Here is a 13,698-nt window from a genome sequence, read left to right as displayed (position 1 = left end):
TCGCTACGGTGCGAAGGAGCGGTGGCCGGTGAAGAAGCCGAGTCCGTATTCGGGGGTTTCGAACTTCACGGTGGTGCCCTTGGGGAAGAACAATACGTCGCGTTCCTTGGCGTGGGTGACCTCGCCCGTGGACTGGTCCGTGAGGATGAACTCGCCGGCTATGACGACCTTCATTTCGTCGTACGTGTAGGTGTAGACGAGGGGTTCGGAGGCCTTGAGCTCGAAGAAGCCGGCGCTCATGACCGAACCGGTCGGGTTGTGCAGGGAGTCGCCGATAGCGGCGATGGTGCCGGGTTCGTTCATGGAGGGAAGGCCGGTGTAGCCGCCTTCAACTTTGTGGATGGAGCCGGCCTTGCTCAGTGTTCCTACGAGGGTTTCCATGGTTTCTCCTGTGGATGGTTGTTTGGGGTGACGCGCCGGAACTGTTCATCTTTGACAGAACCGTTCTTGCTTGGCAGGCCTATGGGGCCGCCGGGGAGAGAGGTTGGGTAGGGCCCGATCGGGGCCATCGCCGGGAAGTTTTGCAAACCGGAGATTGTCGGTAGTGCAGGCCAAACGAGCTGCACTTATGTGATGCCAGTCACGCTTGCTCGTGGTGAAAACTGTGACATGGACACTTGTATAAGTCAATCGTCCAAGTCGGATATTTCTCAGAAAAATATCCACGTGAAGGAGATTGGTCCCATCCTTCATGAACCATTGACTGGGACGGATGTCCATGTAAAAGTGTTGGACAGCGCCGTGACCCAGATCACGATGACGCGGCCTCATCTGCTTCATCGAAGCAATCCCACGCAGGATTCCTCCCTCAAGAAACGGGTAAAGACAATGACGACAACCACCCCTCAGCTCCCGACCCCCACAACAGGCGAAGCGGTCGAGTATTGGCCCGCGAAGGCAATGACACCGATGAAGGACAATTGGCCCCGGCTTCGTTGCCGGTTCATCAACTCCAACCCCGAAGGCTCCTGGGGTGACGTCATACTCTCGGAGTGGGAACTGGAAGCCTGCGGTTGGCAGGATTTCCACCCCCATACGGAGACGAACTTCGTGCTCGAAGGAGAGCTCCACATCGAGAGCGAAGGCAAGACCGTCATCCTGCGGCCGGGCGACGCGGCCCGCGTCAATCCAGGACGGACCGGCCGCTACTGGGCGCCCGTCTATGCGCGGATGGTCACTATCTACGGTCCCAACCCGGACGGCTTGGAATCGCACTCCTTCCGGTACTCCGAAATCTGAGGTTGGGAACGCCCATGAGCACATTGAAAGAGTTATATGCAGAGGAACTGAACACCCGACTGGCCGAGTGGCAGTCCAGAGACCTTGAACCGCCATTCAGGTTCGGCGACATGCGGACTCTCCTCGTCATTACAGTCGCCATACCGGTCTTTGCCTTGGTGATGGGATGGTTTGCGTGAGCCAAGCGACGAATGAAGTGTCCACCTCCGGCACCGAGGGATCCCTTCCCCTGCTCAGCCACGAACGGAACTGGACTCCCAAGGCCCTCTTCTTCAGTTCTGCCCAAGCGGCTGTAGCTACCTGGTGTTTCATCATCGGGGGATACGTGGCCTTCTACCTGCCCGCGGTGCAAGGCTCGATCGTGATGATCGCCTCGATGTTGGCGGGAATGCTGCTCGTGTTCCTTGCCACCGTTCCGATGGCAACCCGCTACGGCCTGGAAGCCGTGCGCTCAACGCGCCCCGTCTTCGGCACCCGCGGTTCCCTCTTCGCCGTCGCGCTCACCTTCCTCTTCACGATCGGGTGGGGGACCACGCTGATGATCTTCAGCGGGAAATCGGCAGCTCTGCTGCTGACCACCCTTGGCATCGTCAGCGAGAACAGCGCACCGGCCGTCCAGACGCTGAGCAGCCTGGCGTGCCTCCTGGTGGTTTGGGCCCTTATCAGCCGCGGGCCCGGCATTCTTCGAAGGGTTGGCGTGCTGGTTGCCTGCTCGGTCCTCGCGCTGGGTGTCATGGTCATCGTTGTGATTGTGGCGAAGGTCGGCTGGCCGGCCCTCCTGGGCGCCAAGCCGAGCGCCGCCAACGGTAACAAGCTCCTGGACTATACGACGGCGATCGAACTCATGCTCGCGACGGCACTTTCCTGGTGGCCGTACGTCGGCGGCATGACCCGGTTCTCGAAAAGCACAAGGAAGTCAGTCCTTCCGGCGACGCTGGGCCTCGGGCTCTCCCTCTCCGTCATCTGCCTGATCGGCCTCTACACGGGCTTGGTCTTTCCGGACTCCGGCGGCAATCCGCTTCCGGGACTGCTGGATATCGGCGGTATCTGGCTGGCCTTGCCGGCATTCGCGTTCATCATCGCTGCCAACGTCGGCACAGCGATGGTGGGTACGTATACAGCGGCGCTCTCCCTCAAACAGCAGCCAGCCATCGATGCGCGACTGAGTTGGCGGGGAGCGACGACGGTTGCCGGCCTGACCGTGGCTGCAGTCATCGTCTTCCTCGCGGAGCCCTTCTACGCCAATTTCGGAACGTTCCTCACACTCTCCGCGGTGGTCTTCGGCCCGGTCTGCGGGCTCCAGATCGCCGACTACTTCATCATCAGGAAGCAACGCCTTGACCTGGAAGGCCTGTACAGCGACCGCGCCGGTTCGGCCTACTGGTACTGGAAGGGCATCAATCTTGCAGGCTTCGCGAGCATGGCGATCGGCGTAGTGGTGTACTTCCTCCTCCTTGATCCCGTCACCTTCGCCTCGTCGCCCGTGTTCGCATTCACGACTGCGACCTTGCCCTCGACGCTGGCCACGGCGGTCAGCTACGTGGTGCTGGTGCGGTTGAAACGGAAGGCCAGGGAGCTCCAAGCACCTCTGTCCTCATCAAAATCTTCCTAAAGCGAAGCGTTCCCGCTACTCTTTTTCCAGAAATTCCGGATAAAACCTGACGGCGCCTCCTGCGTCCAATATTTCAAGGCACATCCGGTGAATTAAGCAGCGGCCCGAACGGGTAGTTTAAACCGTCCGTAATTAGCGTTTTGCCCACCCAAAAATGACACAAGGATGGGTAGTAGGCCTCCCATTGGAGTACCACCGCCGGAAACCTGCCGGCGCGCAGCAATAGAAAGGTGAATCCACATGAGCAAAACTTTCCAGCCCACCGAGCTTTTCAAAGGCGAGCTCGATGAAGCCCTGCTGGCTCCGCCGCTGGCCGAAGTCATCGGCGCCGAGATCCCCACGAGGATCGGCATCCCGTTCACCAGCGAAGACTCCCGCATCCTTTCGGGCGTTTGGGAAGCCGAACCGGGCCTTTCCCGCTGGGAATTCCTGGACCGTGGCGAGGTCATCCACGTCCTCGAAGGCCGCATGGTGGTCACTGAGGACGGTGGCCAGCCGGTTACCCTCGAAGCCGGAACGGCCGGCTTCTTCCCGATCGGCTGGCAGGGAACCTGGGAAATCCAGGAACGTATCAGGAAGTTCTTTGTGATCTTCTCGGCTTAAGCCTTAATCCTAAAGGCGCAGGAAGGCCCGGTGTAAACACCGGGCCTTTCCTGCGTTCCTGGGAGATATATTAACGCACGAAAAACAGGCCCGGAATATTCCGGGCCGGATGCGAATGAATTAGTGGGGGAGAACTAATCGGTGGGGAAAACCGGGAAATTCAATCCGCGGAAATTTCCCTCAATGATTGCTGAGTGCGCGCGGGGAGCATACGAAGAAGAGCGGCTGCTCTACTTGCGCGAATGGCACGACGAGCCAACGGCCGCCATAGAACTCGACGTACGAGTCCGGAGTGCACTTTGCGAAGGCTTCTTCCCGTGTCATCCTCTTTCCTTTCACGCTAGGTCCGGTACAGCCCTTCCTGGCTTCCCGAGTGATACTCTAACTATAGACCTTCATGGTTAAAGGTCAATAGACATTCAAGGTTAAATGTCACACGGTCTAGGAGTGTGTGCAGTGACTACTTGGAAAGAGCAACTCGCCTTCGCGCCCTTGGAAGCCGCGGATCGCGGGGAGGAAGTCGGGCGTAGGCTAAGGCACGCCATCGAACTAGGAGTGCTCGAGAACGGTTCCCAATTGCCCAGCGAGAGCTACCTTGCGTCCCGGATGGGCGTTTCCACGCTGACGCTGCGGTCGGCACTGGCCGAGCTGCGTGGACTCGGCCTGGTTGAGACCCGCCGTGGCAAGGGCGGCGGAAGCTTCGTGAAGGCGAACACGGGAGACATCACCCGGATGCAGCGGCAGTCCCTGGAGGCATACTCGCTGGAGGACCTCCGGGATATGAGGGAGTACCGCGCCTTCCTTGCCGGCGCCGCTGCCGCCGCTGCCGCAGAGCAGTCCCACAGGCTCTCGATGGGACGCCTGGATTACTCATCGCAAGAGATCAGGGCTTGCGAGCATCCTGCGGACGCGATCCGGGCGGACAGTAAATTCCACATTGAACTGGCGGCGAGCTCGGGTTCGGTCAGGCTGACCCGGCAGGAAGTCGCCCTCCAAGCCGAGGTCGGTCCACTGATCTGGGTGGACCCGAAGGAGCATAGGGACACCGCCGCGGAAGACCACGCGAAGATCGTTGAGGCGATCAGCGCCGGCGATGCCCAGCAGGCCCGCCTCCTGGCCGAGGAGCACGTCAGGCGGGACATGAACCTGGTCATCGACGAGCGGATGACGTTGGACCGCACCCCTGTCGAGTCGTTGACTCGCTCGGCCTCAGGTGACGACGCCGTTGCCGCCATCGAGGCCCTCGCCGCGATGTTCTCTGGAACCGCGGCGACGGCAATGCGCGAAGTTGAGCAAGCGGTCCGCGCCTGCATTGGTGCGGGCGTGCGCAGGGATCGTGCCGACTCGGACATTTACGGCGCGGCCAGAAGGGCTGTGGCCGTCGGGGCGCCTCTACTGTACGGCACCGGTTTCGTCGCTGAGGAGTCCTACTTCGGCGAGAGTTGGATCTCCTGGTGCTACACGCCGTCGGGCCCTGAATCGCCGCAGCGGCTCTACGTCGACATGGATCTCTATGACTTCGCCACGGCGCCCTGGCGGCCGGACGATCAAGGCGACGAAAGCCCGATCCACACGAGCCATGCGTACGTGGACGCGAGTGGAACCAATGAGACCGTCATTACCCTGAGCAAGCGGGTAGTGGTGGCGGGAACCTATGTGGGGACGCTCGGTGCCGACCTGCATGTCAGCCGGCTCCAAATCGCGTTCGAGCCGCTTCTGCGGCCGTTGCCCGCCAATACCTGCATCGTGGACCAACTCGGAGCGATCCTCGCGACCAACACCGGGCGTTTCGTCGGTGGGACCATTTCGGAGAGCGATGATGTCCGGCGGCAAGCCCTTCCGGGGGTTCCATGGACGCTCTGCTTGGGCGCCGACTGAGACGACGGGGTAGAGAAGACCTTTAAGGTTGAATGTCTATTGACATTTGACATTAAAGGTCTAATCTCGATCTATCAGAGGAACGGGAAACAGGGGGGCCCGAGCCATTCAGATCATCACAAAGGAGTCGATGGTCATCATGGATAACACGGATGCCGTCCACATCTGGCACCGGGCCGGAAACCCGACGCCAGACGACCGCCTCAGCCTCTACGCCCAGGCGCTCATTTCAGAATGTTCGATCGGTGCCTACCGCACCTTGAACGACGCGCAGGAAGACAAGGCGATCCTCGCCCTGTTCCGCGTGGACCAGCCCCGCGCGACCCTTGCTTCCCTTCATCAGGTGCCGCCGCTTGCCCTCTCCGGATACCACCAGCTCCTCCATGAGCTGGCCCGGGAAGGATTCGGCCCGGGATCCGGATTCCATGCGGAAAGGAGGATGGGCCATGTGTGACAACTGCCGTCGTGCCCTGCATGAACTGGAAATCCAATGGGGCAACCAAGCTCTGGACCTCGCAAAGATCCGCCAAATACTCAGTCACCACGACGACTAGTTCCTCGCGTCGGGATGTGAAGTGTTGTTGCGCTAGCATTGAACAACAATTGGCCGATGTTCAATAGTGTTCATTAATGTTAGATTATGGTTGATATTGGGAAATCAACCAAGGCCGCGCATGGCCGGTGAGGATAACATTGAGCATTCTTGTCACGGGCGGCACCGGCTACATTGGCTCGCACACCGTTCTTGCCCTCTTGGAAGTCGGCCACGATGTGGTTGTGCTCGACAACCTGGTGAATTCGAGCGAAGAGTCCCTTCGGCGGGTCGCGGAACTCGCCGGCAAGGCCGCTACCTTCCACAAAGTGGATCTGGTGGATGGGCCGGCGGTCGAGGCGGTGTTCGAGCAGCACCGGATTGATTCGGTCATCCACTTCGCGGGACTCAAGGCCGTAGGGGAGTCTGTTCGGGAGCCCCTTGCCTACTACTACAACAACCTCGTGGGCACCTTGAACCTGCTGCGCGCCATGGACAAGCACGATGTGCGCACCCTGGTCTTCAGTTCGTCGGCCACCGTGTATGGCGAGCACAATCCCATACCGTACGTCGAGAAGATGGAGATCGGCGCGAACAATCCGTACGGCCGCACCAAGGAGCAGATAGAGGACATCCTCTCCGACCTGGGAAGCGCCGATGGCCGCTGGCATTTAGCACTACTGCGCTATTTCAATCCCGTGGGTGCCCATCCTTCCGGCCGCATTGGAGAAGACCCCCAGGGTATTCCGAACAACCTCGTCCCCTTCATTGCGCAGGTGGCCGTGGGGCGCCGCGAAAAACTCATGATCTTCGGCGGCGACTATGACACGCCGGACGGAACATGCCGGCGCGACTACATCCACGTCGTCGACCTCGCCCAGGGCCACGTGGCCGCCCTGGACCATATCGCCGCCCGCCCGGGCGTGCGCCGCTGGAACCTGGGTTCCGGAAAGGGCTCCTCGGTGCTCGAGGTGCTGCGGTCGTTCGAGAAAGCCGTGGGACGGGAGCTTCCGTATGAAATCGCCGGCCGGCGCGCCGGGGACCTTCCGGCGTTCTGGGCGGACGCCTCTTCCGCCCTTGCGGACCTCGGTTGGTCCACCACGAAAACCGTGGACGAAATGTGTGAAGACCACTGGCGCTGGCAGCAGGACAATCCCTACGGCTACGCCCGTTCCTAAGGTGTCACGAATGGCCCGGGCGGCCGGATTGCCTTGATTATCGGCGTGATAGATGCCATAGTTAACACGTTCACTAAGTGGATATAGCATTCATCTAATGAACGTTATGCAGGCTAATGCACGCCGATTTGAGGGCCTGACACCGTGGTCGGGCCGGAGGGGAAGTCCAATGACGGTTGTCTTTCGTTTGGAGCAAAACACCGGCCAACACCGCGTTGAAGCCCAATACCGCGCAGAAACACAGCCGCTGGGCTCCGGCATGCGGATTGTCAGCTCCCCGTGGGAAGGGATCTACCTCGAGCAGGCATATTCCTTCCTTTCGGCACAGACGGAAGGGACGCTCCTCCGTAGTTGAGGGATGGCTATGAGCACCATTGCTGAATTCGCAGGCGTTGAAGCGCCGGGATATCCCACCGGGCGTACTGTCGTGGCCGTTGTTGTGGAATGGCGGGAGAAGATCGCCCTCCTCAAGCGCAGCCAAAGCCTTCACCACGACCGTGGCCGCTGGCACTGCGTCACGGGATTCGTGGAAACGGACGCTACCCCCAGGGAACAGGCCTTGAGGGAGCTGTTCGAGGAAACCGGGCTGGACCGCGCGGACGTGATCGACCTCCGGCAAGGATCGCAGCTGGTGCTCAACGACGATTCCGGCGCGCCGTGGGTGGTCCACACCTTCACGGCCGTCACTTCCCGCCGCCGGCTGACCCTTGACTGGGAACACGAGTCCTACCGGTGGACCGCCCCTGCCAAGACGCCGAGATTCGCGAATAGGGTTTCCTGGCTCGATCCCGTGCTTGAAGCGACGGGCCACCTGGCGCGCTGAAGCTGTAAGACATACAAAGGGCGCGGTCCCGGCACATGCGTGCCGGGACCGCGCCCTCGTACTTCCTTGAACTAAACGCCAGGATCAAACCCCGGGCGAGGCTTGGCTACCGATCGACGGGGAGCGGGACCAGGAGCATGGTTGACGTGTCGAGGCGTTCATTGCTGTCCTGGCCTTCGGCCAAGGCTTCGGCTTCCTCGCGGCTGAACACCACGGGCACCGAGCCCAGGAGAGGACGTGAGGCTGATTCGCGCATCCTGGTCAGGGCCAGCAACGCCACAGCCGAGAAGAACATGACGTAAAAGGCGGGAGCGTAGGCATTCCCGGTGACTTCAACGAGGATCTGGCTGATCAATGGCGTAGTGCCTCCGAAGAGCGAGATGGCCACATTGTGAGTGAATCCGACGCCTCCGTAGCGCGAGGCTGTGGGAAAGAGCTCGGACATGGCCGCACCGGTCAGCGCAAGGAAGAACGCGCTCGGAAGCGAAACCATGAACAGGGCAAGGTACAGCGACCAGACTTGCCCCACGTGCATCAGCATGAATGCGGGCACCAGCAGGATGAGGTTTCCTACAGTGGCGATGACATAGATGGGTCGCCTTCCCACCTTGTCCGACCAACGTGCCGCCACCGGGACGATGAGGGCCTGGATGAGCAGGATAACAACAGTAGCTACCGCCGTGTGGAGCGCTGCCATACCTACCTGGGTTTCCAGGTAGGTGGGCATGTAGCTCGTGACGGTGTACGAGGACGTTCCGTCAGCGGCGATGAGGGCAATGCCCACCAGGATCTGGGGCCAGTACAGCTTGAGGATGTTCGGAAGGCTCTGGCGGACGAAGATCGGATCGATGTCCTCCGTCTCCAGCTTCTCCTGGGCGGCCTCGAAGCTCGGGGACTCCGGGATCCGGTTCCGCAAGGAAATGGCAATCAGCCCCAGCGGCAAGGCGAGGAGGAACGGGATCCGCCAGCCGCCGTCGCGCATTGCGGACTCTCCCCACAGCGAGGTGGTGATCATCGTCGCCGCCGCAACCACGGCGGCGCCGGCGGCGAAGCCCAGTTGGGCGCCCGTGTTGAGGAGGGCCGTCCAGAAGCCGCGATGGCGGTCGGGGGAGAACTCGGCCACGTAGGTCGCGGCGCCGGAGTATTCGCCGCCCGTCGAGAAGCCCTGCAGCATCTTGAGCAGGTATAGCGGGACGATGACCCACAAGCCAACCTGTCCTGCGGTGGGCAGGAGGCCGATGACCGTGGTGGCGGACGCCATGAGAGCCATCGTGAAGAAGAGGACCTTGCGCCGGCCGACCCTGTCGCCCAAGGGACCGAGGATCATGCCGCCGAGCGGCCGTACAACGAAGGACACGGCGAAGCCCAGAAGCGTCACCAGCAGCCCCATGCGTTGGTCCATGCCTTCGGTGAAGACGCCTGTCATGGTGATGGCCAGGTATCCGTAGATCCCGATGTCGTACCACTCGATGAAGTTGCCGACCCCTGCGCCTATCTGCGCTTTCCGCAGTTCGCGCTTGTCGACGATGATGCAGTCTTCGGCGCGGAGGCGGCGGGTGGCCCTGGACAATGTTGGGAGATGGGTTCTCCGATGATCGGACATCTTTGTCTTTCTGTCGTTGATGAGGAGCCGCGGTTGCCGGTTAGCCGATGCGCTCGCCGTTGACGAGCTCGCCATTGATGAGGCGCGGCGCCGCATCCGGGTTGTCGTCCCGCAGTTCGCTCGGGAGCAGGTGCTGGGGGAAGTTCTGGAAGGCCACTGGGCGGAGGAACCGTGCGATCGCTGCGGTCCCGACCGACGTCGATCCGGGAACCGTGGTTGCGGGGTACGGTCCGCCATGCTGCTGTGCGTAGGTGACCGAAACGCCAGTGGGCCACTGGTTCCACAAGAGCCGGCCGGCCTTCTCGATCAAGACGGCGACGAGCTCCTGGACGGGGCTCTCCACCTCGGCCTGCAGGGTCGCCGTCAATTGCCCTTCGAAAGTGCGCGCAACCTCGACAAGCTGCGATTCGTCGTCGTACTCGACCACGAAGGCCGCCGGCCCGAAGCACTCTTCCTCCACGCTCTTGGGGTCGGCCAGGAGCCGCTCCACGCTGGTGGTGAGGAGGACTGCGGCCGGTGCGGTTGCGCTGGCGCCTCCGGCGTTCAGTACTTCCACGCCGTCGATGCCGGAAAGGGTGCCGAGGGCGTGCTTGAAGCTGTCCTCGATCCTGGGGTTGAGCATTTGTCCCACGGCGGGAAGCGTGGCATTCCGCAAGCTCTCAAGCATGCCGGATCCCCGCGGAACGAAGAGCATGCCGGGCTTGGTGCAGAACTGTCCCGTGCCCATGGTGAATGACTCGACGAACCCCTTGGCGATCTCCTCGCCGCGGGCCGCCGCGGCCGCCTGCGTGACGAAGACCGGGTTGTTGCTGCCCAGTTCCCCATAGAACGGAATGGGGTCGGGACGTCCGTTGGCGATGTCCATGAGGGCACGGCCACCAGGAATCGAGCCGGTGAATCCGGCGGCCTTGATCCGGCTATCCTGCAGGACCGTGGTTCCGGCGGCCCGGCCGAAGATCACCGTGACGAGGTTCGGGTCCGTACCGGCCGCCGCCAGGGCATCGCGCACCACGGTTTCGGTCAGGCGGGAGAGGCGCGCATGCCCTTCGTGGGCCTTCACGACGACGGCGTTCCCGGCAGCGAGGGCCGACGCCGTATCGCCGCCGATCACGGAGAACGCGAAGGGGAAGTTGCTGGCGGAATAGACCACCACCGGACCGATGGCCCGGAGCGAACGGCGAAGGTCGGGGCGCGGAGCTCCCATGGGCCAGGCAGCATCCGCGTGGTCGATCCGTGCGTCGAGGTACGCTCCGTCGCGCAGCACCTCGCCGAAAAGGCGAAGCTGGAACGCCGTGCGCTTGACTTCGCCGCGAAGCCTTGGCTCGGGCAGGTGCGTCTCGTCCATCGCCAAGGCGACCAGGCTGTCCACGGATTCTTCGAGTGCGTCCGCTACCCTGTCCACGACGTTGGCGCGGTCCTGCGTTGAAGCAGCAGACCAGGCAGCATGTGCCACCGTGGCTGCGGAAAGGACCTCTTCGGTTGTCGCGGCAGTTGTTTCCTGTGTGTCGATGGGGGTGGTTGTCATCTTTTTGATTCCCTTCGGGGTGGTTCGTGGACATGAACCCCTCCGGGAAACGCCACCGCGCCTGTGGAGGGCGGGTTATTCCTGGAGTGAGGGATTCATGCGCTGCTGCACTCGTCCGGCAACAGCAACGAGGCGGACTGGCAGTTCCGCCTGCTTTTCTTTGTCTTCCATGCGGTGGAGCGGGCCAACGATCGACACCGCGCCCACGAGGGCGCCCACCGAGTCCCGCACCGGGGCGCCGAATGCGATGATGCCGTCCTCCAGTTCCTCGTTGGTGCTGGCCCAGCCGCGCTCACGAACGGTCATGAGCTCCTGGACCAGGTCATCGAAGTCCCTGATGGTCGCCACCGTGAGGGCCTCAAGGTGCTCGCCCACCGCCATGCGCAATTGCTCCGGCGTGAGGTCGGCGAGCAACACTTTTCCGGTTGCGGAGGCGTGGTGCGGCCAATGCATGCCGTACATCTCGGACATCGTGATGCCCATGAGCCGGGGCGACGCCTGGAGTACGAGGTCAAGCTCGTACAGGCCGCGCCGGATGCTGAAGGTGACGGTCTCGCCGGTTTCGTCGGCGAATTCCTCGAGGATGTCCTTGATCCTGGGCACCAGCCCGGAGGCGGGGTCGATGGATTGGGCAATGCGGCCCAGGTCCCACCCCAAGCAATACAGAGTGTCCTGCCGGTCCACGATGCCTTCTTCCTCCAGCGTCATGAGGAGGCGGAAGGTAGTGGCGCGGGCGAGGTCGATCTTCTTAGCGACGTCCGTGACGGTCATCGGATTCGCCGATGCGGCCAGTGCGCGGAGTATCCGGACCGCCCGCGATACGGAGCGGTTCGCCGCGTATCCCTGTTGGGGTGTTTCCTGGGTGGCGCTCATCGTCGGTCAAGGCCTTTCGAAGTGGGTTCGACTCAACCTTGGGCGGCGGTGTAGTCGAAGCTGACCTCCCCCCAGCCTTCGAAACGGCCGGTGATGTGGGTGCCCGGGACCATCTTCGCGGCGGCCAGGCAGCTTCCCGGAAGGATCAGCTGGCCGGCTTTCAGGGTGATGCCGTATTCGTTGATGCGGTGGCAGAGCCAAACCAACGCAGAGACCGGGCTGCCGTAGATTGCGGAGGTGTTTCCCTCGGCGACTACCTCGCCGTCGAACGTGATGACGCCGGGGGTATCCGAAAGGTTTACCTCGCTCAGCTTGCGGGGCTGGCCGCCGAGGATGACGGCGGCGCTCGAGCCGCTGTCGGCCAGGGTGTCGAAGATGCCGATGTTCCAGTCGCGGACACGGGAATCGATGATCTCAAGTGCCGGAACGACGAAGTCGGTCGCCGCGATGATGTCCGCGACAGTCACGTGCGGGCCGCCGACGTCCCGCTTGAACACGAACGCGGGTTCAAGTTCGACGAACGGCTCGATGAACTCCTTCTCGGAGCGGGGCAGGTTCTCGGGGAAGAACTGGCTGGCCAGGAGGTAGCCGTAGTCGGGCTCGTCGACGCCGAACTTCGCCTGCATGGCCTTCGCGATGTTTCCCAGCTTGAAGCCTGCGATGGTGTCGCCCCCTTCAACCTGCAAGCGGATCACTTCCTGCTGGACGCGGAAAGCGTCTGCGATGGTGGGACCGTCCTCGGCGCCGATCAGGCTGTCCACAGGCTTCCTGCTGGACTTGGCATCCAGGATGCGCTGGGCGGTTTCGGCGATGTTAATCGGCAATGTTTTCTACCTTTCGACGTGGGGAGCGCTGGTCACCGAGGTGCCAGATGCTCATGGAGGAAAGCATTTCGCGGGGATCCCAGACCACAGCTTCGGAAGTGATCAGCCCGTCACGGTGGCTGATGAAGGAAGCGCCGCGGACGGTCACGGTGCGGCCGGTCGGGGTAACGCCCATGAATTCGCCGGTGTGCTTGCCGACGGTCTCCCAGTGGATGGCGACGAGGTTCTGGTCCTCGATGGCATGGAGGACGGTGACGGTGAAGTCGCTGAATGCGCGGTGGGAATCCTCGATCTGCTGGACTACCTGGGCGAGGCCTTCCGAGCCGGTCTTCGATTGCCGTTCGTAGTCGGGAGCGGTGAGGCGTTCGAAGGCGGCGGTGTCGCCGTCGCCCCAGGCCTTGGTCCAGGCTTCCGTGACGCGGCTGAGCATGGTGGTCATGTCACTGGTCCTTTCCGGCGGCAGCAGGAGCTGCGGGAGCTGCGGCGGCCGGGGCGGGAGCCGGCCACTGGTTGAATTCGCCGAACTTGCCGCCGCGGAACAGGAGGGCTTCTCCCTCGCCGGGGACGAGTTCCTCGATGGAACCGACGATCATGTAGTGATCGCCCGCGACTACCTCGGAAAGTACTTCGCAATCCACCCACGCAGTAGCGCCGGAGATCCGGGGAGTGCCGAGGGGGCTCTGTTCGTAGTCCACGCCGGCGAACTTCTCGTCGCCCTTCCGGGACAGCGCGCGGCAAACGGGCAACTGCTCAGTGGAGAGGATATTGGCGGTGAACCGTCCCAAGGACCGGAGGGTCGGCCACGTGCTCGAGGACTTGTCGACGCAGAACGTGACAAGCGGCGGTTCGAGGGAAAGGGACTGGAAGGTGCCAACGACGAACCCGCGGGGCGTTCCGTCCTCGGTCAGGCCCGTGATTGCGGTGACGCCGGTGGGCAGGGCACCGAAGACCTGGCGCTGGATAGCGGGGTCGATCGAGGGGTTCTCGGCGGTAACGATGATGGACATG

The 13,698-nt window shown here is 62.4% G+C and carries 17 protein-coding genes; 9 read left to right on the top strand and 8 right to left on the bottom strand.

The window, feature by feature from the left end; genetic code table 11:
- Positions 1-3: 3 nt before the first annotated feature.
- Positions 4-381 carry a cupin domain-containing protein gene (locus E1809_RS06035; RefSeq protein WP_133203310.1) on the bottom strand — a complete coding sequence of 126 codons (378 nt, stop codon included), beginning with the start codon at positions 379-381 and terminating at the stop codon, positions 4-6.
- Between the two features lie 447 nt (positions 382-828).
- Between E1809_RS06035 and E1809_RS06030 the strand changes: the two genes are divergently transcribed.
- The 4 genes from E1809_RS06030 (at position 829) to E1809_RS06020 (ending at position 3,454) form a co-directional block, all read left to right on the top strand.
- The gene (locus E1809_RS06030) at positions 829-1,239 is read left to right on the top strand and encodes a cupin domain-containing protein (RefSeq protein WP_235835471.1); all 411 of its coding nucleotides are present in this window, start codon (positions 829-831) and stop codon (positions 1,237-1,239) included.
- Positions 1,240-1,253: 14 nt separating this feature from the next.
- Positions 1,254-1,418 carry a hypothetical protein gene (locus E1809_RS26580; protein WP_165962224.1) on the top strand — a complete coding sequence of 55 codons (165 nt, stop codon included), beginning with the start codon at positions 1,254-1,256 and terminating at the stop codon, positions 1,416-1,418.
- Positions 1,415-2,851 (top strand): purine-cytosine permease family protein, encoded by a 1,437-nt coding sequence (locus tag E1809_RS06025; RefSeq protein WP_165962223.1) that lies wholly within the window; start codon positions 1,415-1,417, stop codon positions 2,849-2,851. Before E1809_RS26580 ends, E1809_RS06025 begins: the two co-directional genes overlap by 4 nt.
- Before the next feature lie 240 nt (positions 2,852-3,091).
- Positions 3,092-3,454 carry a cupin domain-containing protein gene (locus E1809_RS06020; protein WP_133203308.1) on the top strand — a complete coding sequence of 121 codons (363 nt, stop codon included), beginning with the start codon at positions 3,092-3,094 and terminating at the stop codon, positions 3,452-3,454.
- Positions 3,455-3,634: 180 nt separating this feature from the next.
- On the opposite strand, the gene E1809_RS26575 is transcribed toward E1809_RS06020, so the two are convergent.
- Positions 3,635-3,778 carry a hypothetical protein gene (locus E1809_RS26575; RefSeq protein ID WP_165962222.1) on the bottom strand — a complete coding sequence of 48 codons (144 nt, stop codon included), beginning with the start codon at positions 3,776-3,778 and terminating at the stop codon, positions 3,635-3,637.
- 132 nt (positions 3,779-3,910) lie between these two features.
- Between E1809_RS26575 and E1809_RS06015 the strand changes: the two genes are divergently transcribed.
- From E1809_RS06015 to E1809_RS05995, 5 genes are all read left to right on the top strand, one after another.
- Positions 3,911-5,332 carry a GntR family transcriptional regulator gene (locus tag E1809_RS06015; protein WP_165962221.1) on the top strand — a complete coding sequence of 474 codons (1,422 nt, stop codon included), beginning with the start codon at positions 3,911-3,913 and terminating at the stop codon, positions 5,330-5,332.
- A 139-nt stretch (positions 5,333-5,471) separates the two neighbouring features.
- A complete protein-coding gene (locus E1809_RS06010; protein WP_133203306.1) occupies positions 5,472-5,786 on the top strand; it encodes a hypothetical protein in 315 nt (104 codons plus the stop codon).
- Positions 5,787-6,025: 239 nt separating this feature from the next.
- Positions 6,026-7,042, top strand: a complete 1,017-nt coding sequence (galE, locus tag E1809_RS06005) for a UDP-glucose 4-epimerase GalE (protein WP_133203305.1) — start codon at positions 6,026-6,028, stop codon at positions 7,040-7,042.
- A 169-nt stretch (positions 7,043-7,211) separates the two neighbouring features.
- Positions 7,212-7,397, top strand: coding sequence for a hypothetical protein (locus tag E1809_RS06000; protein WP_133203304.1), 186 nt, complete (start codon positions 7,212-7,214; stop codon positions 7,395-7,397).
- A gap of 9 nt (positions 7,398-7,406) precedes the next feature.
- Complete coding sequence (locus E1809_RS05995; RefSeq protein ID WP_165962220.1) at positions 7,407-7,865, top strand: NUDIX domain-containing protein; 459 nt, start codon at positions 7,407-7,409, stop codon at positions 7,863-7,865.
- Between the two features lie 106 nt (positions 7,866-7,971).
- On the opposite strand, the gene E1809_RS05990 is transcribed toward E1809_RS05995, so the two are convergent.
- The 6 genes from E1809_RS05990 to E1809_RS05965 all read right to left on the bottom strand — a co-directional run bounded on the left by E1809_RS05990 (position 7,972) and on the right by E1809_RS05965 (position 13,697).
- Complete coding sequence (locus E1809_RS05990) at positions 7,972-9,435, bottom strand: MFS transporter (protein ID WP_235835470.1); 1,464 nt, start codon at positions 9,433-9,435, stop codon at positions 7,972-7,974.
- Between the two features lie 73 nt (positions 9,436-9,508).
- The gene (locus tag E1809_RS05985; protein ID WP_133203301.1) at positions 9,509-10,993 is read right to left on the bottom strand and encodes an aldehyde dehydrogenase (NADP(+)); all 1,485 of its coding nucleotides are present in this window, start codon (positions 10,991-10,993) and stop codon (positions 9,509-9,511) included.
- A gap of 75 nt (positions 10,994-11,068) precedes the next feature.
- Entirely contained in the window at positions 11,069-11,866 is a 798-nt protein-coding gene (locus E1809_RS05980; RefSeq protein WP_133203300.1) for an IclR family transcriptional regulator, read from the bottom strand.
- 32 nt (positions 11,867-11,898) lie between these two features.
- Entirely contained in the window at positions 11,899-12,690 is a 792-nt protein-coding gene (locus tag E1809_RS05975; protein ID WP_133203299.1) for a 2-keto-4-pentenoate hydratase, read from the bottom strand.
- Complete coding sequence (locus E1809_RS05970) at positions 12,680-13,129, bottom strand: ester cyclase (protein ID WP_235835469.1); 450 nt, start codon at positions 13,127-13,129, stop codon at positions 12,680-12,682. Before E1809_RS05970 ends, E1809_RS05975 begins: the two co-directional genes overlap by 11 nt.
- A 1-nt stretch (position 13,130) precedes the next feature.
- Positions 13,131-13,697 carry a flavin reductase family protein gene (locus tag E1809_RS05965; protein ID WP_133203298.1) on the bottom strand — a complete coding sequence of 189 codons (567 nt, stop codon included), beginning with the start codon at positions 13,695-13,697 and terminating at the stop codon, positions 13,131-13,133.
- Position 13,698: the final 1 nt, after the last annotated feature.

The organism is Arthrobacter terricola, from assembly GCF_004354015.1.
GTDB classification, from domain to species: Bacteria; Actinomycetota; Actinomycetes; order Actinomycetales; family Micrococcaceae; genus Arthrobacter; species Arthrobacter terricola.
This window is presented reverse-complemented; position numbering and strand designations above follow the sequence as displayed.

Bases quoted from the DNA above. Each gene is read 5' to 3' on its own strand.
- E1809_RS06035 (WP_133203310.1), bottom strand. From the start codon at position 381: ATGGAAACCCTCGTAGGAACACTGAGCAAGGCCGGCTCCATCCACAAA.
- E1809_RS06030 (WP_235835471.1), top strand. From the start codon at position 829: ATGACGACAACCACCCCTCAGCTCCCGACCCCCACAACAGGCGAAGCG.
- E1809_RS26580 (WP_165962224.1), top strand. From the start codon at position 1,254: ATGAGCACATTGAAAGAGTTATATGCAGAGGAACTGAACACCCGACTG.
- E1809_RS06020 (WP_133203308.1), top strand. From the start codon at position 3,092: ATGAGCAAAACTTTCCAGCCCACCGAGCTTTTCAAAGGCGAGCTCGAT.
- E1809_RS26575 (WP_165962222.1), bottom strand. From the start codon at position 3,778: ATGACACGGGAAGAAGCCTTCGCAAAGTGCACTCCGGACTCGTACGTC.
- E1809_RS06010 (WP_133203306.1), top strand. From the start codon at position 5,472: ATGGATAACACGGATGCCGTCCACATCTGGCACCGGGCCGGAAACCCG.
- E1809_RS06000 (WP_133203304.1), top strand. From the start codon at position 7,212: ATGACGGTTGTCTTTCGTTTGGAGCAAAACACCGGCCAACACCGCGTT.
- E1809_RS05995 (WP_165962220.1), top strand. From the start codon at position 7,407: ATGAGCACCATTGCTGAATTCGCAGGCGTTGAAGCGCCGGGATATCCC.
- E1809_RS05985 (WP_133203301.1), bottom strand. From the start codon at position 10,993: ATGACAACCACCCCCATCGACACACAGGAAACAACTGCCGCGACAACC.
- E1809_RS05980 (WP_133203300.1), bottom strand. From the start codon at position 11,866: ATGAGCGCCACCCAGGAAACACCCCAACAGGGATACGCGGCGAACCGC.
- E1809_RS05970 (WP_235835469.1), bottom strand. From the start codon at position 13,129: ATGACCACCATGCTCAGCCGCGTCACGGAAGCCTGGACCAAGGCCTGG.
- E1809_RS05965 (WP_133203298.1), bottom strand. From the start codon at position 13,697: ATGTCCATCATCGTTACCGCCGAGAACCCCTCGATCGACCCCGCTATC.